At 71.9% G+C, this 23,550-nt stretch carries 21 protein-coding genes and 1 tRNA gene; 15 read left to right on the forward strand and 7 right to left on the reverse strand.

Annotated elements, in window-relative coordinates; translation table 11 throughout:
• Positions 1 to 143: 143 nt before the first annotated feature.
• The 3 genes from ACP7BP_RS10230 (at position 144) to ACP7BP_RS10240 (ending at position 5,058) form a co-directional block, all read left to right on the forward strand.
• Entirely contained in the window at positions 144 to 1,229 is a 1,086-nt protein-coding gene (locus ACP7BP_RS10230) for an LLM class flavin-dependent oxidoreductase (RefSeq protein WP_426244492.1), read from the forward strand.
• Complete coding sequence (locus tag ACP7BP_RS10235; protein WP_426244493.1) at positions 1,226 to 1,831, forward strand: FMN reductase; 606 nt, start codon at positions 1,226 to 1,228, stop codon at positions 1,829 to 1,831. Before ACP7BP_RS10230 ends, ACP7BP_RS10235 begins: the two co-directional genes overlap by 4 nt.
• A 92-nt stretch (positions 1,832 to 1,923) precedes the next feature.
• Positions 1,924 to 5,058 (forward strand): ATP-binding protein, encoded by a 3,135-nt coding sequence (locus ACP7BP_RS10240; RefSeq protein WP_426244494.1) that lies wholly within the window; start codon positions 1,924 to 1,926, stop codon positions 5,056 to 5,058.
• Here the strand turns inward: ACP7BP_RS10240 and ACP7BP_RS10245 are convergent.
• A complete protein-coding gene (locus ACP7BP_RS10245) occupies positions 5,034 to 7,145 on the reverse strand; it encodes an alpha/beta fold hydrolase (protein ID WP_426244495.1) in 2,112 nt (703 codons plus the stop codon). The two genes, ACP7BP_RS10240 and ACP7BP_RS10245, sit on opposite strands and share 25 nt — an antisense overlap.
• A 130-nt stretch (positions 7,146 to 7,275) precedes the next feature.
• Between ACP7BP_RS10245 and ACP7BP_RS10250 the strand changes: the two genes are divergently transcribed.
• Positions 7,276 to 8,391 (forward strand): class I SAM-dependent methyltransferase, encoded by a 1,116-nt coding sequence (locus tag ACP7BP_RS10250; protein ID WP_426244496.1) that lies wholly within the window; start codon positions 7,276 to 7,278, stop codon positions 8,389 to 8,391.
• Positions 8,392 to 8,409: 18 nt separating this feature from the next.
• Here ACP7BP_RS10250 and ACP7BP_RS10255 read toward each other — a convergent pair whose 3' ends face one another.
• Entirely contained in the window at positions 8,410 to 8,937 is a 528-nt protein-coding gene (locus ACP7BP_RS10255; protein ID WP_426244497.1) for a YbhB/YbcL family Raf kinase inhibitor-like protein, read from the reverse strand.
• A 49-nt stretch (positions 8,938 to 8,986) separates the two neighbouring features.
• On the opposite strand from ACP7BP_RS10255, the gene cobA reads away from it, so the two are divergent.
• The 5 genes from cobA to ACP7BP_RS10280 all read left to right on the forward strand — a co-directional run bounded on the left by cobA (position 8,987) and on the right by ACP7BP_RS10280 (position 13,472).
• The gene (gene cobA / locus ACP7BP_RS10260; protein ID WP_426244498.1) at positions 8,987 to 10,231 is read left to right on the forward strand and encodes a uroporphyrinogen-III C-methyltransferase; all 1,245 of its coding nucleotides are present in this window, start codon (positions 8,987 to 8,989) and stop codon (positions 10,229 to 10,231) included.
• Positions 10,206 to 11,009 (forward strand): TrmH family RNA methyltransferase, encoded by an 804-nt coding sequence (locus ACP7BP_RS10265; protein ID WP_426244499.1) that lies wholly within the window; start codon positions 10,206 to 10,208, stop codon positions 11,007 to 11,009. The genes cobA and ACP7BP_RS10265 overlap by 26 nt, the downstream gene beginning before the upstream one ends.
• Positions 11,010 to 11,387: 378 nt before the next feature.
• Positions 11,388 to 11,735, forward strand: coding sequence for a PadR family transcriptional regulator (locus tag ACP7BP_RS10270; protein WP_426244500.1), 348 nt, complete (start codon positions 11,388 to 11,390; stop codon positions 11,733 to 11,735).
• Entirely contained in the window at positions 11,728 to 12,558 is an 831-nt protein-coding gene (locus ACP7BP_RS10275; protein ID WP_426244501.1) for a hypothetical protein, read from the forward strand. Before ACP7BP_RS10270 ends, ACP7BP_RS10275 begins: the two co-directional genes overlap by 8 nt.
• A 269-nt stretch (positions 12,559 to 12,827) precedes the next feature.
• Entirely contained in the window at positions 12,828 to 13,472 is a 645-nt protein-coding gene (locus tag ACP7BP_RS10280) for a hypothetical protein (protein WP_426244502.1), read from the forward strand.
• 225 nt (positions 13,473 to 13,697) lie between these two features.
• On the opposite strand, the gene ACP7BP_RS10285 is transcribed toward ACP7BP_RS10280, so the two are convergent.
• From ACP7BP_RS10285 to def, 3 genes are all read right to left on the reverse strand, one after another.
• Positions 13,698 to 14,672, reverse strand: a complete 975-nt coding sequence (locus ACP7BP_RS10285) for an IS5 family transposase (RefSeq protein ID WP_426244786.1) — start codon at positions 14,670 to 14,672, stop codon at positions 13,698 to 13,700.
• A gap of 65 nt (positions 14,673 to 14,737) precedes the next feature.
• Positions 14,738 to 15,544 carry a TrmH family RNA methyltransferase gene (locus tag ACP7BP_RS10290; protein WP_426244503.1) on the reverse strand — a complete coding sequence of 269 codons (807 nt, stop codon included), beginning with the start codon at positions 15,542 to 15,544 and terminating at the stop codon, positions 14,738 to 14,740.
• Positions 15,541 to 16,155: a peptide deformylase gene (gene def, locus ACP7BP_RS10295; RefSeq protein WP_426244504.1), complete on the reverse strand. Its 615-nt coding sequence runs from the start codon at positions 16,153 to 16,155 to the stop codon at positions 15,541 to 15,543. The genes ACP7BP_RS10290 and def overlap by 4 nt, the downstream gene beginning before the upstream one ends.
• Positions 16,156 to 16,236: 81 nt before the next feature.
• On the opposite strand from def, the gene ACP7BP_RS10300 reads away from it, so the two are divergent.
• Complete coding sequence (locus ACP7BP_RS10300) at positions 16,237 to 17,598, forward strand: acyl-CoA dehydrogenase family protein (RefSeq protein WP_426244505.1); 1,362 nt, start codon at positions 16,237 to 16,239, stop codon at positions 17,596 to 17,598.
• The gene (locus tag ACP7BP_RS10305) at positions 17,595 to 18,812 is read left to right on the forward strand and encodes an acyl-CoA dehydrogenase family protein (RefSeq protein WP_426244506.1); all 1,218 of its coding nucleotides are present in this window, start codon (positions 17,595 to 17,597) and stop codon (positions 18,810 to 18,812) included. The genes ACP7BP_RS10300 and ACP7BP_RS10305 overlap by 4 nt, the downstream gene beginning before the upstream one ends.
• Positions 18,813 to 18,875: 63 nt before the next feature.
• On the opposite strand, the gene ACP7BP_RS10310 is transcribed toward ACP7BP_RS10305, so the two are convergent.
• On the reverse strand, positions 18,876 to 19,163 hold the full coding sequence (locus ACP7BP_RS10310; RefSeq protein WP_426244507.1) for a YiaA/YiaB family inner membrane protein: 288 nt from the start codon (positions 19,161 to 19,163) through the stop codon (positions 18,876 to 18,878).
• A 142-nt stretch (positions 19,164 to 19,305) separates the two neighbouring features.
• Here ACP7BP_RS10310 and ACP7BP_RS10315 point away from each other — a divergent pair, with 142 nt between their 5' ends.
• Complete coding sequence (locus ACP7BP_RS10315; RefSeq protein WP_426244508.1) at positions 19,306 to 20,742, forward strand: GuaB1 family IMP dehydrogenase-related protein; 1,437 nt, start codon at positions 19,306 to 19,308, stop codon at positions 20,740 to 20,742.
• 1 nt (position 20,743) lies between these two features.
• Here ACP7BP_RS10315 and ACP7BP_RS10320 read toward each other — a convergent pair whose 3' ends face one another.
• Positions 20,744 to 21,322, reverse strand: a complete 579-nt coding sequence (locus ACP7BP_RS10320) for a LysR substrate-binding domain-containing protein (RefSeq protein ID WP_426244509.1) — start codon at positions 21,320 to 21,322, stop codon at positions 20,744 to 20,746.
• A gap of 162 nt (positions 21,323 to 21,484) precedes the next feature.
• Here ACP7BP_RS10320 and ACP7BP_RS10325 point away from each other — a divergent pair.
• From ACP7BP_RS10325 to ACP7BP_RS10335, 3 genes are all read left to right on the forward strand, one after another.
• Positions 21,485 to 21,570: transfer RNA gene (locus tag ACP7BP_RS10325), tRNA-Leu, on the forward strand.
• 235 nt (positions 21,571 to 21,805) lie between these two features.
• On the forward strand, positions 21,806 to 22,717 hold the full coding sequence (locus tag ACP7BP_RS10330) for a hypothetical protein (RefSeq protein ID WP_426244510.1): 912 nt from the start codon (positions 21,806 to 21,808) through the stop codon (positions 22,715 to 22,717).
• A gap of 36 nt (positions 22,718 to 22,753) precedes the next feature.
• On the forward strand, positions 22,754 to 23,548 hold the full coding sequence (locus ACP7BP_RS10335) for a hypothetical protein (RefSeq protein ID WP_426244511.1): 795 nt from the start codon (positions 22,754 to 22,756) through the stop codon (positions 23,546 to 23,548).
• Positions 23,549 to 23,550: the final 2 nt, after the last annotated feature.

Here is a 23,550-nt window from a genome sequence, read left to right on the forward strand (position 1 = left end):
GAGTCTCGCGGTCCGCACTTCCCGACGCTTCATGAGACCGGTCAGAGAGTCCTGACCGAACGGGGGAGGCGCGAAGGGGCCGGAATAACCAGGGGTGGGTGGCCGTTTGGACATATAGTTCAGATTTCAACCAAAGGAGTGACATGCAGATCGGCATCTTCAGCGTCGGCGACGTCACGGAGGACCCCACGACGGGCGTCACCCCCACCGAGCACGAGCGCATCAAGTCGACCGTCGCCATCGCCAAGAAGGCGGAGGACGTCGGTCTCGACGTGGTCGCTCTCGGACAGCACCACAACCCGCCGTTCGCGGCGTCGTCCCCGACGACCACGCTGGCCTACATCGCGGCCCAGACCGAGCGGATCATCCTCTCCACCGCGACCACGCTGATCACCACGACCGACCCGGTCCGGATCGCTGAGGAGTACGCCCAGCTCCAGCACTTGGCCGACGGGCGGGTCGACCTCACGCTCGGACGCGGCAACACCGGCCCGGTCTACCCGTGGTTCGGCAAGGACATCCGCGACGGCATCGAGCTGGCGGTCGAGAACTACGCCCTGCTCCACCGCCTGTGGCGCGAGGACGTCGTCACCTGGGCCGGCAAGCACCGCACCCCGCTGCAGGGCTTCACGTCGACGCCGCGCCCGCTCGACGGCGTACCCCCGTTCGTCTGGCACGGCTCGATCCGCAGCCCCGAGATCGCTGAGCAGGCCGCGTTCTACGGCGACGGCTTCTTCCACAACCACATCTTCTGGCCGGCGTCGCACACGCGGCAGATGGTCGCGCTCTACCGCCGCCGCTTCGAGCACCACGGCCACGGCCCCGCCGACCAGGCGATTGTCGGGCTGGGTGGTCAGGCCTTCATGCGCAAGAACAGCCAGGACGCGGTGAAGGAGTTCCGGCCGTACTTCGACAACGCCCCGGTCTACGGCCACGGCCCGTCTCTGGAGGACTTCACCACGGCCACGCCGCTCACCGTGGGATCGCCCCAGCAGGTGCTCGAGCGCACCCTGGGCTTCCGCGAGTACGTCGGGGACTACCAGCGCCAGCTCTTCTTGATGGACCACGCCGGACTGCCCCTCAAGACCGTGCTGGAGCAGCTGGACCTGCTCGGTGAGATCCTGCCCGACCTGCGTGCGGGCTTCGCCGAAGGTCGCCCCGCGCACGTGCCCGACGCCCCCACCCACGCCACCCTCGTCAACTCTGCGCAACAGGAGGTCACCCCATGACCCGCCGTATCGCCGTCGTGTCCGCCGGGCTCAGCAACCCGTCGTCCACGCGACTGCTGGCCGAGCAGCTCGAAGCCGCCACCACCCGAGCCCTCCGGATGGAGGGTGAGGAGGTCGAGGTCGACGTCGTCGACCTCCGGGCCCTGGCGCACGGGCTGGCCGACCGCCTGGTCACCGGATTCGCCACCGGTGAGCTCGAGGAGGCGCTGGAGGCCGTACGTCGCGCCGACGGCGTGATCGCGGTGACGCCGGTCTTCTCCGCGTCGTATTCCGGGCTCTTCAAGACGTTCTTCGACGTCCTCGAGCCTGACTCGCTGCGCGGGACCCCCGTGCTGCTCGGCGCGACGGCCGGCACCGCCCGGCACAGCCTGGTGCTCGAGCACGCGATGCGGCCGCTCTTCGCCTACCTCAAGGCGGTCGTCGTCCCGACCGCTGTCTTCGCGGCCACCGAGGACTTCGGCGGCAGCCGGGCCACTGCCCTGAACGACCGGATCGAGACGGCGGGCGCCGAGCTCGCCACCCTGGTGACGGCCGCGCCGGCGCGTGAGGTCGAGGACCCCTACGCCGACGTGACCGACTTCGCGACGCTGCTCGCGCGCTGAGTCTCGCACCCCCGTTCTGCCGGCCGTAGCAGGCTGGCTGCCCGGGGGTGCCGGCGCGATACTGGGAGCAGCCCCGGCTGGGAGGAGGGGTCGTGGCCGCTCTGGTCCGGATCCGGCTCTCGTCGGCCATGACCGTCGACACCCCTGGTGGCACGCTGACCGGCCACGAGCTCGGGAGCCGCAAGGCGCGCACCCTCCTGGCTCTCCTGGCCGCATCTCGCGGCTCGGCGGTCACGGCCGACAGGCTCGCTGACGCGCTGTGGCCCGCGACGCCGCCCGCCGATCCGGCAGCGAACGTCGCCACGCTCGTCAGTCGCACCAGGAGGGTCCTCGGTGACAGCCTGCTGGTGACGCTCGGCCACGCCTACGCGCTCGCGACCGACGCCTGCGTCGTGGACCTCGACGAGGCCGCCGGGCTCGTGGCCGAGGCGGGGGACCGTGCCGCCGCTGGAGCCACCGCACTGGCCGCCGCCGCTGCCCGCCGGGCTCTCGGGCTGCTCGGAGCCGGACCGGCGCTCGCCGACCAGGCGGACGCGGAGTGGGTGCTCGCCGTCCGCCGGGAAGCCGACGAGCTGAGGCGGCGGGCCAGGCACCTGCTCGCTGCCGCGGTGTTCGACACGGATCCTGCCGCGGCGGCTGCCGCGGCCATGGACGCCGTGGCGGCCGACCCCTTCGACGAGCGGGCCGTCCGGGAGCTGATGCGTGCGCACGCATCCGGGGGCAATGCGACGGCCGCGCTCACGGCGTACGAGCAGCTCGCGCGACGCCTGCGCGAGGAGCTCGGCGCCGAGCCGGACAGCCGGACCCGCGGGCTGCACCTCGCCCTCCTGCGCGGGGAGGTGCTGCCGTCCGAAGGGACGGCATCCGGTCACCGCACCAGAGGCCCGGTGCTGGTCGGGCGGGAGCCCGAGCTCAGGGTCCTCGACGACCAGTGGGTGCGCGCCGGGTCGGGCGCGGGGAGCCTGGTGCTCGTCGACGGGCAGGCAGGCAACGGCAAGACCCGGCTCCTCGATGCCGCGGCGGCCGTGGCCGAGGCGAGCGGGGGACACGTGCTCCGGGCACGCTGCCGCCCGGCCGAGCGCTCGCTGTTCCTCCAGCCGTACGTCGACGCCCTCCGCCCGGTCCTCCTGGCCGCAGGCCCCGCAGAGCTCGCCCAGCTCGTCGGTGACCACACCTGGGTGTGGACCTCCCTGGTGCCCGAGCTCACCGGGCTCGTCGCGGTGCCTCTCGAGCCGACTCCGAGCCCGGCGATCGAACGGCGACGGGCCTACGACGCGGTCGCGGCCGTGCTCCGCAGACTGGCCATGCGCCGCCCCGTGCTGCTCATGCTCGACGATCTCCAGGAGGGCGGGTCGGCGACCAGCGACCTCCTCGGCCACCTCGTCGACCGGGTGGCGGACGCGCCGGTGCTGCTCGTGGGGGCCGTCCGCTCCGAGTCTGTCGAGACCGTGACCCGGGTGGCCGACCGCGCGACCCGGCTGTCGGTCGGGGCGCTCCCACCGTCGGCGGTCGAGGCCCTCGCCTCGGCGGCGGGGCTGTCGGCCCGCGCGCCAGAGGTGCAGGCCCGCACCGCTGGTCATGCGCTGAGCGTCGTGGAGTGCCTCCGGGCGCTCGCGGCAGGTGACGACGGCGTCCCCGAGACCCTGGCGGTCGCCGTACAGGCACGGGTCTGGCGCCTCGACCCGGCCGCACGCAGCGTCCTCGAGGGAGCCTCGGTCGTTCCCGGCCGCGTGGACCCGCAGGTCGTCGCCGACCTCTGCGGCCTCAGCGAGCTGGCTGCGGCACACGCGTGCGAGGAGCTGGTCCGCTGCGGACTGCTCGTCCGGGTCGGGACCCACTATGAGTTCGTCAACGACCTGGTGCAGGAGTGCGTCCACACCGCGCTGCCACCGGCCGTGGCCGTGGCCCACCACCGCCGCGCGGCCGACCTGTCGGCGGACCGGCCGGAGACCATGGCACAGCACGCCTTCGAAGCGGGCGACCCCGAACGGGCCGCCGAGGGGTGGCTGCTGGCCGGGCGCGCGGCGCTCTCCCGCTCGGCCGCGGACGACGCGGTCGCCCTTCTCGACCGCGGCCTCGAGGCGGCCGTCGCCCTCTCGCTCCGGACCAGGATCCTGCTGGTCCGGGCGCGGGCACACGAGGCCCGGACGGCCTTCGCAGCAGCACTCGCCGACGTCGACGAGGCACTGCGGATCGCTCGGCTCGCCGGCGACCGGCGGCTCGAGATGGCCGCCCTGCGGGCCCGCGGCGGCGACGTGCCGGTGGCTCTGCACCTGCCCTACGGCGAGGTCGCCGAATCGCTCGAGACAGGGCTGCGGCTCGCGTCCGGTCTCGGCGACCGGCGTGCGGAGAGCGACTTCTCCGGCCGGCTGGCCATCCTCGAGGCCAGCGAGCTGCGCTTCGGGGCCGCCCTCCAGCGGGCGCGGCACAACCTGGTCCGGTGCCGGGCCGCGTCCTCGGAGGACGCCCTGGTGCTGGCCCTCGACGGGCTCAAGACCGTGCTGGCCCACCTGGGCGCCGCGGTCGAGCTCGCCGAGGTCGTCGACGAGTTGGAGCCCCTCCTGCGGCGCCGTCAGGCCACCTGGCTCCTGCAGTGGACGGTCTTCGAGTCGTCCTATGTGCCGGCCGCCGCGGGTGACTGGTCGGCTGCCGCAGAAAGGGTCGAGGAGGCGGTCGAGCTGAACCGCAGGAGCGGCTACGCCGCCTACTCGGGGTTCTTCCGGGCCCATGACGCGTGGTTCCGCCGGCTGGCGGGCGACCTGGACGGAGCTGCCGCGCAGGGCCTGCGTGCCTTCGAGGAGACCTCGCGCACCGATCACCCGTGGTGGTACGCCGCCGCGGCCGGCATCTACGCCGCGACGCTCCTGGAGGCGGGGCGGACCGACGAGGCGGCGGCCGTCGCCCGACGCGGGCTCGAGGTGACCAGTCCCGCCCAGGCACAGGCGTGGCGGCTGCGCTGTCTCGCCCCGCTGGCCGTGGCCACGGGAGACGAGGCCGTCCGGGCCGAGGCCACGCGGCTCGTCGAGGCGATCGACCCTCCCGCGGGCGGTGCGTGGGTCACCGCGTCGGACGTCTACCTGCTGGCCGCCCGTGCCTGGCGCGACGCCGACCCCGAGCGGGCCGCCGGACTGCTCGCTCCGCTGCTCGGCGCGACCGGTCCGACCTGGGCCGCGCTGCGCGAGCGCACCGAGGCCGAGCTGGCTCAGATCAGCTCGGCGACCAGCTGAGCCGCCCGGTGCGCGCCGCCGGGCGGCACCTCGACGTACGACGTGGGCCGTCCCACCTCCTCGACCAGCGCGTCGGCGATGCCGGCCGGGTCGACGTCGAGGTAGCTCAGGCACCGACCGGCGCGGTGGCGCTCGAGCCGGTGCCGGACGTGGACCTGCTGCTCGAAGTGGTGGCCGAGCGGGAAGTAGAGGAACGGCCGGCCGCTCGCCGTCAGCTCCATCGTCGTGCTCAGCCCACCCTGGACCACGGCAACGTCGCAGGCGGCGTGGTGCAGGTCGGCGTCCGGTAGGAAGCCGTGCAGCTCGACTCCCTCCGGCGCCATCAGGGACGAGGGGTCGATGCGGGGCCCGGTGACCACGACCATGCGCAGTCCAGGGATCCGCCGGCTCGCCTCGGGGTAGGCCGAGACGATCTTGCGCAGCAGCGGCCGCCCCACGCTGGAGCCGCCGACGCTGACCACGCACACCACGTCGCGGTCGGCGTACCCCAGGCGCCGGCGAAGTGCGCCGCGCTCCGCCGGGTCAGGCCGCGCGCCCATGACGTAGCCGGCGAAGTCGAAGTGTGCCTCGGTCCACTCCCGCACGCCCGGCAGGTCCGGACCGAGGGGCAGGTCGACGACGTCGTCCGGATCGCCCACGAAGATCGCCCGGTCGCGCAGGGAGGGGAGCCTCGCGACGTGCTCGACCATCTCGGCGTTGAGGTCGGCCGCGAGCATCGCCTCGTGCTCGCCGCCGTCGGCCATCGGGACCCAGCCCACGAAGTCCGTCATCCAGACGAACGGGGCGCGCTTGAGCCCGGGGTTCTCGTGCAGGAAGTGGTCGAGGTCCCAGGCCTCGTCGCCGACCCAGAGGTCGAAGCCCTCACGGCTGACCAGCTCGTCGAAGACCATGAAGTTGTTGACCAGCACCTCGTCCATGCGGCGGATGGCCTGGAAGGCGTGCAGGTCGTGCTCGCCCGACTCGGCCTCGATGTGCGCCGACTCGCTGGCCAGGAACCTGGAGGCCGGGTGGACCCGCTCCCCACGGTGCTCGAGGAAGTCGCTGACGGGGGACTGGGTCAGCCACTGCACGTCGACGTCACGCACCTCGCGCAGGGCCTCGACGATCGCCAGGTCACGACGGACGTGCCCGAGGCCGATCGGCGAGCTCAGGTAGAGGACACTCGGACGTCTTCGGGAGCCCCGGTCCAGGCGCCTGTCCGGCGGCAGGATCTGCGCCGCCCGGTCGACGAACCCCTTGATCGCATGGTTCACCGCCACCGGGTAGCGCGCCATCGGCAGGTGGCCGCCGCCCTCGATGACGAGCCGCTCCGCGCCCGTGAGCCGGACGACGGTGTCGAAGCGCCCGACCGGCTGGCAGGCGTCATGGGTCCCGTGGATGACGAGGACGGGGCGCTCGATCGAGCGAAGCATCCTCTCGGCGTCCTCGACCGTCTCGACGTACGCCGGCGCATCCGCTGCGGCGACCTGGACCTCGCCCGTGCTCTCCTGTGCCCAGCCGACGGCGTCCTCGACCAGCTTCGTGGAGTGCGGGTCGTTGCACACGGCCTCGAAGAAGAACCGGGCGAAACCGGGCCAGTCCTCGAGCCAGCTGTGCCGGTTGTAGCAGTGCCACCCCTCGTACGACGACAGCCTCTCGTCGAACCTCGCAGCTGCGTCGCGACGTGAGCGCAGGGGCGGGGTCGTGTCCTTGGCGTAGGGCGCGATCGCCACGACACCGAGGACACGGTCAGGGTGCGTCGCAGCGCAGATCAGCGACAGCCAGGCGGAGTTGCAGATGCCCACCAGCACCGCTGAGGCGACGCCGAGCTCGTCCATCACGGCGATCGTGTCGGCGACGTGCTCCAGCTCGGCGTACGCCGTGGGGTCGAGCGGCCGGTCGGAGCGGCCGTTGCCCCGGGGATCGATGGTGACCACTCGGAAGTGCCGGGCGAGGTAGGGCACCTGCGCCTTCCAGATGGCGCTGTGCACGATCAGGTCGACAGGCGGGAAGACCACGACGGTGTCGCCGTCGCCGAACGACTCGTAGCCGACGCGAACGCCGTCGCGGTGGACCCACCCCCGCAGGTCCGGCTCGCGTGCTCGCACGGTGGTACCTCCGTTCCTGCAGCTGCCCTGGATCTGCCCTGAATCTGCGCTGCAAGGTGGCTGCAACCGGGGCGGGCGACGCTGCTGCTCACCAGCATCCACCCGGATGCACCGACCAGGGGAGTCCCTCATGACCAGCACTGTCCAGTCCGGCGACCAGTCCGCAGACCAGCCCACCGCCCCGGAGCCGGCCCCGATCGACATGGACGCGCTGATGGCGTTCGTGGGCCGGTTCGTGGGCGACCTCGGTGCCACGGTCGGCGCCGGCAACGTCCTTCTCGGCGACCGTCTCGGCCTCTACCGCGCGCTGGCCCAAGGAGCCACGGACTCCCGGCGGCTGGCCGCCGCCACCGGCACCGACCCGAGGTACGTCGAGGAGTGGCTGCGAGGCCAGGCGGCCGGCGGCTACGTGCAGTACGACGCCGCCAGCGCGACGTACTCGATGACGCCGGAGCAGGCGTTCGCGCTGACCGATCCCGACGGACCGGTCTTCCTGCCCGGGGCCTACGAGCTGGCCCTCGGCGCACTCAAGGCGCAGTCGCAGATCGAGCAGGCCTTCCGCGACGGCAGCGGCTTCGGCTGGCACGAGCACGACGGCGACGTGTTCACCGGCTGCGAGCGGTTCTTCCGTCCCGGATACCTGATGCATCTCCTCACCGAGTGGATCCCGGCCCTCGACGGGGTGCAGGAACGCCTCGAGCGCGGTGCCTCAGTGGCCGACCTGGGCTGCGGCCACGGCGCCTCGACCATCCTGATGGCGGAGGCCTTCCCGAAGAGCCGGTTCGTGGGCTCGGACTACCACGAGGGCTCGATCCGGGCGGCCCGCGATCGCGCCACCGAGGCGGCGCTCGGCGACCGGGTGAGCTTCACGGTCTCCGGTGCGCAGTCCCTGGAGGAGAGCGGGCTCGACCTGGTGACCACGTTCGACTGCCTCCACGACATGGGGGACCCGCTGGGCGCAGCACAGCGCATCCGCGGCAGCCTGGCCACCGACGGCACCTGGATGATCGTGGAGCCCGCGGCCGGCGACACGGTGGAGTCCAACCTCAACCCGGTGGGCAGGCTCTACTACGGGTTCTCCACGTACCTGTGCGTGCCGAACGCCATGTCGCAGCCCGGCGGCTACGCGCTCGGCGCCCAGGCGGGCGAGGCGGCCATCCGGCAGGTCGTCACCGACGCCGGCTTCACCCGGTTCCGCAGGGTCGCGGAGACGCCGTTCAACCTGGTGTTCGAGGCGCGTCCCTGAGGTGGGGGTGGCCGGGCGTCAGTGCTGGTAGGTCCCCATCACCGTCGCCCGGCCCACCGCCTTGAACGCCAGGTTAGAGCTCATCACGGCGTTGGAGGCGTCGGCGTCGATGCCGAGCGAGTCCTCGCCGACGGCGTGCACGACGAAGAAGTAGCGGTGCACCTGGTCGCCCTGCGGGGGAGCGGCACCCATGAAGCCGGCCTCGCCGCCGTCGTTGCGCAGCATGAAGGCGTCGCCGGGCAGATCGGCCCCGACGGCGCCGGCTCCAGCGTCGAGCGACGTGACGTTTGCCGGCAGGTCCACGAGCGCCCAGTGCCAGAAGCCACTGGGCGTGGGGGCGTCGGGGTCGAAGCAGGTGACGACGTAGGACTTCGTCCCCTCGGGCGCGCCCTCCCACGAGAGCTGCGGCGAGGTGTTGCCGCCGTCGGCGACCTGGTCGTCCTTGAGCGGCTGCCCGTCCGTCACATCGTCGCTCGTGACGGTGAACGACGCGGTGGCCGGCAGGAAGTCGTACGGGTTCGGGGCGATCGGGCGTTCGATGCTCATGACTCGGACTGTAGCCAGCGGCAACCGGGCGTCACACCACAATGGACGCGTGACCGACCATCCGCCGTACCCCACCGGCCTCCGCCTGACCGGCAAGAAGGTCGTCGTCGTCGGCGGTGGGCACGTGGCCCAGCGGCGGGTGCCGGCGCTCATCGCGGCGGGCGCCGACGTGACGGTCGTGTCTCCCGAGGTCACCCCCGCGCTGGAGGGGATGGCCGCCGAGATCACCCTGGTGCTGCGCCGCTTCGAGGACGCCGACCTCGATGGCGCGTGGTACGTCATCGCCGCCACCAACGACCCCCACGCCAACGCGGCGATCTCGTCGGCAGCGGACGAGCGGCGCATCTTCTGCGTCCGCAGCGACGACGCGATCGAGGCCACGGCCTGGACGCCGGCCACCGGCCGGCACGGCTCGGTCACCGTGGCGGTGCTGGGCAACCGCGAGCCGAAGCAGTCAGCGGCCCTGCGCGACGACATCATCACCGCGCTGCGTGACGGCCACCTGAACGCGTCCGGCGCCCTCGACACGACGCCCGGCGTGGTGCTGGTCGGCGGTGGGCCCGGCGATCCCGAGCTGGTCACGGTGGCCGCGCGCCACGCTCTGGCGAGTGCCGACGTGGTGGTGGCCGACCGGCTGGCACCACGAGAGCTCCTCGACGAGCTGGCTCCCGGCGTGGAGCTGATCGACGTCGCGAAGCTGCCCCGCGGCCGCTCGGCCCGGCAGGAGCAGATCAACGAGCTGCTCATCGACCGCGCGCGGCAGGGCAAGCGGGTGATCCGGTTCAAGGGCGGCGACAACTTCGTGTTCGGCCGCGGCTACGAGGAGCTGCTCGCCTGTCAGGAGGCGGGCGTGCCGGTGACGGTGATCCCCGGTCTGTCGTCGGCGGTGTCCGTGCCGGCGGTCGCGCAGATCCCGGTCACCCACCGCGGCGTCGCCCACGACTTCACCATCGTCTCCGGGCACGTCCCGCCCGGACACCCCGACTCGCTCGTCGAGTGGCCGGCGCTCGCGGCGCTGCGGGGCACCGTCGTGCTCCTGATGGCCGTGGAGAACGCTCCCGCCATCGCGAAGGCACTCCTCGACGGCGGCCGCGACCCCGACACACCGGTCGCCGTGATCGTCGACGGCACCATGCCGGAGGAGCGCACCGTGCTGGCGACGCTCGGCACGCTCGCGGCCCGGATGGCGGAGGAGCGCGTGGCGCCGCCGGCGATCATCGTGATCGGCGAGGTGGTGCGCGTCGCGCGTGCTGGATACTTCTCGGGCGATGGCCTCTCTCACCCCGATCACTGACCCCGCCGACCCTCGGCTGGCCGACTACCGCGACCTGCGCGACGTCGAGCTCCGCAAGCACCTCGAGGCCGAGCACGGGCTCTTCCTGGCCGAGGGCGAGAAGGTCGTACGCCGTGCGGTCGAGGCGGGCTTCGCCCCGCGGTCCTTCCTGATGGCCGAGCGCTGGCTCGGCGGCCTCGACGACGTCCTCGCGACCTCCGACGCGCCGTGCTTCGTGCTGTCCGAGGCACTGGCCGAGGAGGTCACCGGCTTCCACGTGCACCGGGGCGCGCTGGCCTCGCTCGAGCGCCGTGCCCTCCCGTCGGTCGAGGAGGTCCTGAACGGCGCACGATCGGTGCTGGTGCTCGAGGACATCGTCGACCACACCAACGTCGGTGCGATCTTCCGCTCCGGCGCCGCACTCGGCTTCGACGCGGTCCTGCTCGCCCCGAGGTGCGCCGACCCGCTCTACCGCCGGGCGATCAAGGTCGCGATGGGCGCGGTCTTCACGATGCCGTGGACCCGTCTCCCCGACTGGTACGACGCCCTGCCGGGGCTCGTCGACGCCGGCTTCACCACCGTGGCACTGACGCTCGCCGACGATGCCGTGCCGGTCGAGGAGGCAGTCGCCGGAGTCGACCGGCTCGCCCTCGTCCTCGGCTCGGAGGGCCACGGCCTCAGCAGCCGGTGGGAGCAGAGTGCCGACCGTCGGGCTGTCATCCCGATGCGCGAGGGCATCGACTCTCTCAACGTCGCCGCCGCGACCGCGGTCGCCTGCTACGTCGCCGCGCGCCGCTGACCAGCCGGTCGTCTTCCGTGCGCGCCCAGGACGTCATACGGACAGAGCCTCCGGCGGCCCCATCCGTATGACGTCCTAACTGGGTTTGTCCCTATTGGCGACGCCAGTTACCGGATCTGCCGATGAGCGGATGTGGGGACGGACACGCAGAGGCATAGAGCATCGCCCGTGACCTAGGGCCGGTCGGGGGCCCGGCGAGCCCAGATGCATTCGCCATCCATCTCCAAGCGCTGCGGTGCACGAGGGCACTTATCACCTATTCGGTGCCCACCTCGAAGACGCGATGGTGATGCACCATCGGACGATCTGGTGGAGCGCCCAACTGGCGGGGAGCTGAAGCGTCGGTGCAAGTACTAGATATGTGCTGTACTTAGATACATGACCGATGCAGCTAGGTGGCCGGCCCCTTGGGTTCGCGCCGCGCTCGACCTCGCCGTGCTGGCGAGCCTCACCGACGGGCGCCTCCACGGCTACGCCATCGGGCAGTCGCTCGCCGCCCACGGCTTCGGGCTGCTCAAGGGCGGCTCGCTCTACCCGGCGCTCAGCCGGCTCGAGGAGGCCGGCGACGTCGAGGCTGCGTGGGTCGAGGGGCACGGCGGTCCGGGACGCAAGGAGTACGACCTGACCGGGAGCGGCCGCGAACGGCTGGACCGAGAGCTCGCCTCCTGGCAGGAGCTGGCAGAGACGCTGTCGAGGATGAGCAGGGAGACGATCAACCATGGCTGAGGCCACCACGCCGCTGGCGGCGACCATCGACGCCTTCGGCCACGCGCGCGGCGTGGACATGGACGGCGTCTGGGCTTGGGCCGTCGCGTGGGCGCTGCTGACGCGCGACGTCGATGCCGGTCAGGTCCGAGAGGGCATGCAGGAGGCACTCGCCCTGGTCCGGGAGACGCAGGAGTCACCCACCGACCTTTTCGGGAGCTCCCGCGAGCACGCCAACTCGCTCTACGGGCGGTGGAGCAGCGAGGGCCACCTGGTGCTGACGACTCCGGACGTCCTTTCCTGGCGCTGGGCGCTCGAGCACGGCCTCGCCCTGTCGGCGGCGTCCGCCCTCGTGTTCCTCGTGCTCTTGCAGGTCCGGGACGGGGCCACGACCGAGAACGTCCTGCGGTTCGGGGCCATCTCGATGGTGATCGGCCTGGGCACCACGATCGGACTGGCGGCGTGGAGCCGCCGACACCGAAGGTCGCGCCACCTGACGGCTACCACCCCTCCCGAGGCGCAGTGGTCGGCGGCACTCACCGAGATCCTGCGCACTCGGTACTCCCTGCCGGGCGGACGGGTGCACAGCATTGTGGCCGAGGCTCATGCCCACGCTGCCGAGGTTGGGCGGTCGGTGCATGAGGAGTTCGGCACGCCCGAGGAGTACGCCGCCCGGTTCACCCCGGACCACGCTCACAAGCGCCGGTTCGAGGCGGCGCTCTGGGGGCTCCTAGGCCTGTCGACCGGGATCTGGCTGCTCGACGACGACTTCGGCTGGTTCCGCGCCGTCGTCTCAGCGGCGTGCCTTGCCCTGGCCGTGCGGACGTGGCGGCGCACCGACTGACGCAGAGTCAGTCGGCGCGGTGACCGCCCTCGACCTGCTCGGGGAACTCCTCAGCCCCGCGCCCGCTCCATGGCGCGTGAGTCGACGTCGGCAATGTCCACCGTGTCGCCCACCGTCGCCTGCCCTGCAGGCCCGGCGGCCAGCGCTGAGCCACTCCTCGTCGCTGGCATCGTGAACGCCGGAACCCTATGGGACGAGGGCGACATCCGCGCTGGCGTCGGCGCCCCACCCAGGTGCTGTGGTTCAGCTACCGCGACACTGACCTGGCGGTGACCGTAAATCCTGGCGGCTGCGGCGACCTCGACCGGGGCGACGCCACCTACCGGGGCGGCGACGACGTCGTCGCCGCGTTCAGCCACGCGCTGTGGAAGCAGCGGTCTATCCAGACGCCTCCCGCGGTGAACCTCCGCGCGCGGTGCGCCCCCAACCGCACGCTCGACACGCCGCTCGTCCTCGAGCACGACATCAACTTCATCGACGCCGTGTTGTGCGAGTACACCGCCACTGTCCGGCAGGCCCGGCTCGGCGCGGACGAGGTGGCCGCCTTCAACGCCGAGTTCGAGGCCAGCGAGGACTACGAGCAACAGCCGGGGTGCCCATCCCGAATGCTGCGCGGAATCACCGCTTGGGGGGACCGGTTCTCCTGGTACGACAACTGCTGGAACTTCTACGTCCCCAGCCCCTACCCGCCCCAGTTGCACTGGGAACGAGCCCGGATATGCGCAACGCGCTCGGCGCCCTGCACCTCGGTACGCCCCGGCCCAGGACTCGACTCACCCTCACGACCGAGGACGGGAACCGAGGTAGGGCGCGACCAAGACCCGAATCCAGTAGGCCGGCGCCACAAGCCTCGTCCGGCTCTGCCGATGAGCGCCTCGTCGCTCTTGTCTGGTGCACCATGCGGTTACTGGTAGAGGAGTGAGTCATGCGCGTTTGGGTCTCCGCTGAGGTCGCCTTTGCTGCTGCGTCCACGTCAGGTTGCGGCGTGGCGCCGGCGCCGACGAGTTCGCTCACCGGCCAGGTCAGCGAGGTCCACGGCACGGGGGTGTGCGTCGCCGCGCCCGAGGCACCGGTGAGTGCTTCATAAAGAACCGGGTCACCTCGTCCATGCGAGTAGGTGACTGCGTCACCGTGATCTTCTACTCCCCGGAACCGCAGCAGCCGGGTCCCTTCACAGCGACGGACGTCCGCGCCGCCGAGTGCCGCGCCACGTAAGGCCGGGTCGACAAGCGTCGCGCCGGCGGCGTCCTGATCTGCCGCGATGAGTGCGGTCCGCCCCCGGCGTGCTCGGGCTGCGAGGCCAACTGGGCGCCGGCGCGCTCGTTCTCGGGACAGGTGGCGCAATGTCGTGGCGATGCAGGCGACCTGCAGCCAGCCCGAGGCCGAAGTGGTCGTGTTCTCGAACGATTTCGCCAGCCGGCGAGAGCGTCCGAGGCGGCCGTGGGCGACCTCGACGCGCCAGGCGTGCCCGATGGGGCGGAAGACCGGCTGCTTGTCGTCCCACCCACCCGACGGACCTCGACGTGATGCTCCCGACCGAGGTCCCGTGCGGCGGCCGCAGTGACGCCGCGATCCACCAAGACGAGCTCGAGCCGGTCGGTGACGCCCTGCTGGGTCAGGTGCTCCAACATCAGGTCGCTGGCCCGGTTCTCGTGGGTGGAAGCGGCCACGACTACGGCAGCCACCGGAAGGCCGGTGACGTCGACGGCCACGACACGCTTGGCGCCTTTGGTGCGACCGTAGGGGCCACCTCGGTCGTGGAACGTGAACCCCCCGTTCGATGCTCCACGTGCGAGGTGGGTGTCGATGACGACCATCGAGGCGGTCTCCTCCGCCCTTCCGTCCTGTCGGCGTGCGACCGCGTGCAACACCGTCAACGCCTGTGCCCACGTGCCGTTGCGTGACCAGCGGCGGAACTGCGACCAGACCCGCGTCCACGGCCCGAACGACTCCGGGAGGTAGCGCCACTGACAACCGGTCTGGGCGATGTACAGCATGGCGTCCACGACGCTCCGGAGGTCATCGGCGTGCCTGCGGCCGCGCTTGCCCGGCGCGTGGAAGACGGGCTCGAGCAGGTCCCACTGCTCATCGGTCAGATCGCTTGGGTACGGCATGCCCCGCACAGTGCCTACGCGACTCACCCAGCCAATAGGGACACACCCAGTAAGAGACTGCGTGCCTATCGCGCCGCCCGCTGCCGCATCGCCGTGTAGAGCACCAACGACCCGGCGGTCGCCGCGTTGAGCGAGCTGGCGCTGCCTGCCATCGGGATGCTCACCACCTCGTCGCACGCCTCGGCCCACCCCTGGCTGAGCCCGTTCGTCTCGTTGCCCACCACGAGGAGCACGCGCCCCGAGAGGTCGGCGGCGTCGACGTCGACCGTGCCGGACTCGTCGGTGCCCACGATGCGGTAGCCGTGCTCGTGCGCCCACTCCACCACCGGGGCATGGCCCGGCGCGCGCACCACCGTGAGGGCGAACAGTGAGCCGGTGCTGGCCCGCACGCAGCGCGGGTCGTAGGGGTCGGCTGCATGACCGGTCACGATCAGGCCGGCGGCGCCGAACGCGTCGGCCGAGCGGGCCAGGGTGCCGATGTTGCCCGGGCTAGACGGCCGGTCGAAGACCACGAGCGGACCGTGCTGGGCGTGGTCGCCCAGTCGTTCGAGATCGTCCTCGGGCATCTCCACCACCGCCAGCAGCTCCGGCGGCTCCTCCTTGCCGCCCAGCTCGGCGAGCAGCTCCGGAGCGACGAGGAAGCGCTCGGCGTCCAGGGTGTCCCACAGCCGGCCTGCCCAGGCCGACGACTGACTGCGGCCGTCGTGGAGCAGCGTGCGCACGCGCCAGCCGTGGTCGACGGCGAGCGTGATCGGCCGGACGCCCTGCACGAGGAACTCCCCGAGGCGATGCCGCTTCGACCGGTTCGTGAGCAGGGCCTCCCACTGCTGGAAGCGGGCGTTGCGGGTGGTGACGCGCTGGGGTGCGCTCACGCGTCGTGGCCCCCGCCGGCCGGCCAGTCGGGAGGGAAGTCGCCGGCGACCTTCTCCTGTGCCTTCTCGAGCTTCTTGCGCACCTTGGCCGAGATCCGGTCGGCGAAGACCGTGCCGAGCGTGTGGTCGGTCTCGTGCTGCAGGCACCGGGCCAGCAGTCCCGTGCCCTCGTAGGAGACCGGCTCTCCGTCCAGGCCGAAGCCGTCGACTCGTGCCCAGTCGGGTCGCGGGCACTCCACGAAGGCTCCCGGGAACGACAGACAGCCCTCGTCGCCGTCGTCGAGGCGACGGTCGCGCCCCTCCGGCAGGGTGATGACGGGGTTGCACACGACGCCCACCCAGCGCTCGTCATCGTCGTCGAGGCAGTCGAAGACGAACATCGCCACGTCCTCGCCGATCTGGCACGCGGCCAGCCCCACACCGTCGGCGGCGTACATCGTGGCGACCATGTCGGCGGCCAGCGACCGGAGCGCGTCGTCGTACCCGCTGACCAGTGCCTGGGGACGGTGCATCACGGGTGTGCCCCAGCGGGTCATGGCGCGGACGGTGCCGCCTTCGGGAAGCGGGCCGTACGGCGCCCGCAGGGTGGGTTCGGCGTTCTTGCGCGACATGGCGACATCCTAGGGAGCGGGTGACCCGCGACACGCAGCGCCTGATGGCGCATCGTGTAACACAGAGTTACGTTTAGCCGTATGCCCAACCTTCCCCGGCTGCGACCTCCTGGTCGCGCCCGCTTCGGCCTCGCCTCGAGCGAGAGCCGCGACCCCCTCGGCTACGCCGTCGCCGCGCTCAACAAGCTGGCCCAGAGCGACCTGATCGACCGCGTCGGCCTCCGCCGTCAGGCCGAGCAGGCCGTCTACGCCGCCACCCGCAACGGGTTCAGGACCGCCACCGCGGCAAGCCGGGCCTTCGCCCGGCGCGGCCGCAGGGGCGCTGCCGGCGTACGGGTGCCGGCCGCGCAGGCGACCGGGGTCTTCGACCTGACGCCGACGGACGACGAGCAGCTGCTCGTCGACGTGGTGACCGAGTTCGCCGCCGACGTCGTGCGCCCGGCCGCGTCGGCGGCCGACGACGCGTGCGCGGCTCCCGACAAGGTTCTCGCCGCCGGCCTCGAGATCGGGCTGCCGACCCTGGGAGTTCCCGAGAGCCTCGGTGGCATCTCCGAGCAGCGGTCCGCCGTGGCCGGGGTGCTCGTCGCCGAGGCGCTCGCCCACGGCGACATGGGGCTCGCCGTCGCGACCCTCGCCCCGGGCGCCGTGGCCACCGCGCTCGGCCTGTGGGGCAGCGACGAGCAGCAGCAGACCTACCTGCCGGCCTTCACCGGAGACGACGTGCCCGCCGCTGCCCTGGCGCTGTCGGAGCCGACCGTGCTCTTCGACGTGATGCGCCCCGCGACCACGGCCACACGCACCGGCGACGGCTACTCGCTGAGCGGGGTGAAGTCCATGGTCCCGCGCGGCGCCGAGGCTGAGCTCTTCGTGGTGGGCGCCATGCTCGACGGGCGACCGACGCTGTTCCTCGTCGAGTCGGGCGCGAACGGCCTGGAGGTCGAGGACGACCCGTCCATGGGCGTGCGCGCCGCCTCGCTGGCCACCCTCACGCTCAGCGGCGCTCCGGCCGAGGTGCTCGGCGAGGCCGACGGGTCGACGTACGCCGAGTGCGTGCGGCTCTCGCGGCTCGCCTGGTGTGCTCTCGCGGTCGGCACCTGCCAGGCCGTGCTCGACTACGTCACGCCGTACGTCAAGGAGCGCGAGGCGTTCGGCGAGCCGATCGCGCACCGCCAGTCGGTGGCGTTCATGGTCGCCGACATCGCGATCGAGCTCCAGGCGATGCGCCTGCTCACCTGGCGCGCCGCCAGCCGTGCGGCACAGGGGAGGGACGTCGCCCGCGACGTGGCGATGGCCCGCAGCCTGTGCGCCGACAAGGGCATGAGGATCGGGCTCGACGGCGTGCAGCTCCTCGGTGGCCACGGCTTCGTCAAGGAGCACCCGGTCGAACGGTGGTACCGCGACCTGCGTGCCGTCGCGATCATGGAAGGCGGCGTCCTGGTATGACCATCAGCCTCGAGACCCCCAAGCGGCACCGGATGCTGGTCGACCAGGTCCACCAGGTCGCGATGAACATGCTGCGCCCGATCTCCCGCAAGTACGACCGCGCCGAGCACGCGTACCCCAAGGAGCTCGACATGCTCGCGGCGATGATCGACGGGTTCGCCGAGTCCGGCTCGTCGGAGGGCGCTGGTGCCTCCGGCGTACGCCGTGAGCACGCCGGTGCCGGCGACGGCTCCGTCAGGAACGGGGCCCATCTGGCCTCGGTGCTCTCGATCGCCGAGATGTGCTGGGGCGACACCGCCCTGCTCCTCGCGATGCCCCGGCAGGGCTTGGGCAACTCCGCCATCGCCTCGGTCGCCGACGCCGAGCAGCTCAAGCGCTTCGGCGGCAGCTGGGCCGCGATGGCGATCACCGAGCCCGGCACCGGATCGGACTCCGCGAACATCCGCACCACCGCGGTCAGGGACGGCGACTGGTGGGTGATCAACGGGGAGAAGATCTACGTCACAGCCGGGGAGCGTGCCGACAGTGTCGTGGTGTGGGCGACCCTGGACCGCTCGCTCGGCCGGGCGGCCATCAAGCCGTTCGTGGTCGAGAAGGGCACGCCCGGAATGAAGGTCGAGCGGCTCGAGCGCAAGCTCGGCATCCGCGCCTCCGACACCGCGGCGATCACCTTCACCGACTGCCGCATCCCTGCCGCCAACCTGCTCGGCAGTGCCGACATCGACGACAAGCAGGGCTTCGCCGGTGCCATGGCGACCTTCGACAACACCCGGCCGCTGGTCGCCGGCATGGCCATCGGGTGTGCCAAGGCTGCGCTCGATCTCACCCGGGACCTGCTCCAGCGGGCCGGCGTCGGGATCGACTACGACCGCCCCGTCGGGGTGCAGGTCGCCGCGGCCGCAAAGTTCATCCAGATGGAGGCCGACTGGGAGGCAGCCCGGTTGCTGACGATGCAGGCCTCCTGGATGGCCGACAACCACAGGCCCAACTCGCTGGAGGCCTCGATGGCCAAGGCGAAGGCGGGTCGCGTCGCCTCCGACATCACGCTCTCGTGCGTCGAGCTGTGTGGCTCGGTCGGCTACAGCGAGCACGAGCTCCTCGAGAAGTGGGCACGCGACTCCAAGATCCTCGACATCTTCGAGGGCACCCAGCAGATCCAGCAGCTGATCGTGGCCCGCCGCGTGCTCGGGCTGTCGTCCGCCGAGCTGAAGTGACCTGACACGCCAAAGGCCCACCCGCTGCTGCGGGTGGGCCTTCGTCACGCATGGCGGACCGGGTCAGGAGACCGCCTTGAAGGGATCGTGGTCGGCCAGGATCTTGTCGATCCTGGCCTGGTCGAGACGGGACACGACGTACTGGTTCTCCTGGGCGTCCCGCACGCACTTGGCGAGAGTGAACGCCGAGGTGGTCAGGTAGAGCGTGCCGATGCCGAGGAACGCGCGGATCCACGGGTCGACGGGCAGGTAGATGATCGCGAAGACCATCGTCAGCAGGGCGATGCCGAAGGAGATGGCGGCCTGCATGTAGAAGGCGTTGGTGTTCTTGGACTGGTTCGGAGTGCTCATGGCTCCACGCTGGTCGAGATCCGGGGCCACGTGACCTGGGCAGGTACGCAACCGTCGGTGAGTACCGCTACCCACGCCCGTCATGCTCGCGAAGCCCTCGCGGCCACGAGCTCCCGAGGCGCCCGCGGGTACGTTGGGGTGCGTGCGCTTCCTCCACGACAGGGTCCCCGCCCACGACCTGACCTACGACGACGTCTTCATGGTGCCTCGGCAGTCCGCGGTCGCCAGCAGGTACGACGTCGACCTCGCCAGCGCTGACGGCACCGGCGCCACGCTGCCACTCGTCGTGGCGAACATGACTGCTGTGGCGGGCAAGCGGATGGCCGAGACGGTGGCCCGGCGCGGCGGGCTGGTGGTGATCCCGCAGGACATCCCGATCCCGGTCGTCGCCGACGTGGTCGGCTGGGTGAAGAGCCGGCACCTCGTCTTCGACACCCCCATCGAGCTCGCGCCCCAGCAGACGGTGGCGGAGGCGCTCTCCTTGATCCCCAAGCGGTCGCACCGGGCCGCCGTGGTCGTCGAGGACGGGCGGCCCGTGGGAGTGGTGGCCGAGGCGGACTGTGCCGACGTCGACCGCTTCGCGCAGGTGCGCGACGTGATGAACCCGTCGTTCGTGAGGATCGACGCCGACACCGACCCGCGCGACGCCTTCGACCGCATCGACGCGTCGCGTCGGCCGCTGGCCGTGGCCGTGCATCCCGACGGTCGGCTCGCAGGGGTGCTCACCCGGCTCGCCGCCCTGCGCGCGACTCTCTACACGCCCGCCGTGGACGCCTCCGGAGGGCTCCGTGTCGCGGCCGCCGTAGGCGTCAACGGCGACCTCGCGGTGAAGGCCAAGGAGCTGCTCGCGGCGGGCGTCGACTGCCTCGTGGTCGACACCGCGCACGGCCACCAGGACCGGATGATCGACGCGCTCCGCGCGGTGCGGTCACTCGACCCGGGCGTGCCGGTCGCGGCCGGAAACGTTGTCTCTGCCGAGGGCGCCGACGCCCTCATCGATGCAGGTGCCGACATCGTCAAGGTCGGCGTGGGGCCCGGCGCCATGTGCACGACGCGGATGATGACCGGCGTCGGCCGACCCCAGTTCTCCGCCGTAGTCGAGTGCGCAACCGCGGCGCGCGCCCGGGGCAGGCACGTGTGGGCCGACGGGGGAGTGCGCCACCCGCGCGACGTCGCGCTCGCGCTGGCGGCGGGTGCGTCGTCGGTGATGATCGGGTCGTGGTTCGCGGGCACGCACGAGTCGCCCGGCGACCTGCTCCAGGACGCCGACGGACGCCTGTTCAAGCAGAGCTTCGGGATGGCGTCCGCGCGCGCCGTCGCCAACCGCACGGCGACGGAGTCGGCGTACGACCGGGCTCGCAAGGGGCTCTACGAGGAGGGCATCTCGTCGTCGCGGATGTACCTCGACCCGGCCCGGCCCGGGGTCGAGGACCTGATCGACGAGATCTGCGCGGGAGTCCGGTCGGCGTGCACGTACGCCGGAGCCGCGACGCTCGAGGAGCTGCACGAGCGCGCCGTGGTCGGCGTGCAGAGCGCGGCGGGCTTCCACGAGGGTCGCCCGCTGTCGACGTCCTGGTAGGTCAGCGCGAGCTGCGCGACGTACGGCCCTTGACCACGCCGACGAAGGCCTGGGTGTCGTCGTCGTCGCGGTCCCTCTTCCAGACCAGCGCGATCTGGGTGGAGGGCAGGTCGGTGAGCACGACGTGGGCGACGTCCTTGCGCTGAAGCAGCCGGGCGACAGACATCGGCAGCACGACCACGCCCGAGCCGCTGGCAGCCACCTCGACGGCGTCGCGCTGGCTCATCGGGGGGAAGTCGAGCTGGTCGCTCACCGGGGTCATGCCGGCCGGTGGGCCGAGCACGAACTGCTCGTCGAGCAGGTCGGCGACCGGAAGCTCGTCGTACGCCGCGGCGGGGTGCTCGCGGGACACGACCGCGACCGGAAGCTCCTCGTAGAGGCGTACGACGTGCAGGTCGGTCTCGTCGATCGGGAGACGCGCGATCACCATGTCGGCGGTGTCGTCGTCGAGGACCCGGCGCTGCTCGGACTCCTCGACCATCGTGAGCGCGAGGCGGGTGCGCGACCGCTCGCGCCAGCGGGCCGCCCACTTGTCGGGGGCCGAGCCGGTCACGAAGGCCACCCGCAGAACGTCGCTCACCTCGACACCGTATCCACTGCCAGGCCGGCCGGCCGCAGGCACCGGCACCAGGTCTGGGAGACCGGGCCCGACGCGATCCGCACGGGGCGCATGGCGAGCGTTCGCCGCAGCCGCCCCGATTCAGGATCCGGGGTGCTGCTTTGCTACTGTTCTGCAGCACTCGTCCGGGTGGCGGAATTGGCAGACGCGCTAGCTTGAGGTGCTAGTGCCCTTTATCGGGCGTGGGGGTTCAAGTCCCCCCTCGGACACACGAAGATCGGGATCCGTCCCACCAGCAGGCAGCCCCTGATGGTGGGACGTTTGCCATTTCGGAACGTGGAGATCGACCTGGTTGAGGAGCGGCCCGGCATCCGTCGGCGAGGGTTTGGTGCCCCGTGACCTGCGGAAGGGTGAGGGCATGCCCGCCACCTCAGTGCCGCCCGAGTCGAGAGCCGTCGAGGGCATCACGCGCTCCGCCGAGGGCCTGTGTCAGAGCGTGCCCAGGTGGTCGATCCCGCGGCCGGACAGCTCGTCGGCGCCTTCCTGACCGGGCTGCTGCTCATCGTGCCGCTGCGCGCAGCCCTGGCGACGACGACGTACGGCGCGCTGTACGGCTGGCTCACCGCCGCGGCGGTGATGGTGCTGCTGTTCGGACTGCTCCTGCGGCTTGCGGGGGTGCCTCGTGCGCGTGGTCTCGCGCTCGCCACCTCCGCAGCGTTCGCCGTGACCGCTCTGGTCGCGTTGACGGCCGTGGCCCTCATCGGGGACCCGGGTGGGCATACCTCGGTGTGCCTGCTGGCGGGGATCCCTGCTGCCGCCTTTGCCGCTCCGGCCGCCGTGGCCGTCGTGCGCTGGGCCGAGGACGACACGGGCGCCACCGCCCTGGGCGTGGTGGCATGTGTCGTGGGGCTCTTCCTCGCCGCAACCGCCGGCCCGAGCGTCGGCGAGCTCGTCGACGACGCCCGGCACCGGGCCGATCAGACCCGCAAGCTCGAGGCGGCCGGGTTGACGCCGTACCTCCCGGAGATCGACGGCACCCGGGCGGAGTTCATCGGCACCACCTCCGTGCGGCCGAACGGTGGCGAATCACAGATGACCGGATACTCCCTGCGCTACGAGCCCGAGTCGACGACCGACCAGGACTACGACGCACCTCACCTCGACGTGGAGATCGGCGTGGCGACGGGGCCGGCCTGCGAGCCCATCGAGGGCTACCTCGAGTGCCGGGAGGGCGACGGGTACGTCGTGACCGAGCGCGACGGCGTCCCGGAGCAGGTCAGTCACGACGGCACCATGCGGCTGAGCGCCATGTTCCGCGACGACACCGGGGACCTGCCCGACGCCGACGAGGTCGGCAGGGCCCTGGCGGACGCCGAGCAGAGCGAGTGGGACGAGGTCCTCGACCCCGCCTCGTGAGTCGGGCCCGCCACCCGGGCGTGATGGACTGGGCACATGATGATCCGACCCGCCGAGCTGGCGGCCATCGTGGCCGGGGAGGTCGACCTGGCGTTCCGGCGCTGGTTCCGGCCGCGTCTCAAGGTCGGAACCCGGATGCGCACCGGTGTCGGCCTGGTCGAGGTGACCTCCGTCGATGAGGTCGACCCGGCCTCGCTGACCGAGGAGGACGCTCGTCGCGCGGGAGCCGCGTCCCTGGCCGACCTGCTCGTCGCACTCGAGGGGCGACCGCACGACCCGGTGTTCCGCGTCGGGCTGCGGCATGCCGGACGCGACCCGCGCGAGACGCTGCGGGAGACCGTGCCGGACGAGGCGGAGATCAGCGCGATCCACGCTTGGCTGGACCGGCTCGACGCATCGTCGTCAGTCGGGCCATGGACCCGCGTGACGCTCGACCTCATCGACCGGTTCCCGGGTCGCCGCGCGCCAGAGCTGGCCGAGGAGGTCGGACGGGACACTCCGAGCTTCAAGCGCGACGTACGCAAGCTCAAGGAGCGCGGGCTGACCCAGTCCCTCGACATCGGCTACCGGCTGTCGCCACGCGGGATCGCCGTCGTCGACCACGGTCGACCGCCTCGCGAGCGGCCCGCGCCTCCGTCGGGTACTCCGCTGCCACGCACCGGGGCACCCGCGTCCCGCGCGCTCACCGCTGCGGGCCTCACGTCGCTCGAGTCCCTGACCGGCGTCACCGAGCAGGAGGTGGCCGCGCTGCACGGGGTCGGGCCCTTCGCGCTGGACCGGCTCCGGGAGGCGCTCGCCGGTGCCGGGCTCTCCTTCGGTCGTGTTGGATGAGG

The sequence above is a fragment of the Nocardioides sp. LHG3406-4 genome (assembly GCF_049897745.1).
In the GTDB taxonomy this organism is placed as follows: domain Bacteria; phylum Actinomycetota; class Actinomycetes; order Propionibacteriales; family Nocardioidaceae; genus Nocardioides.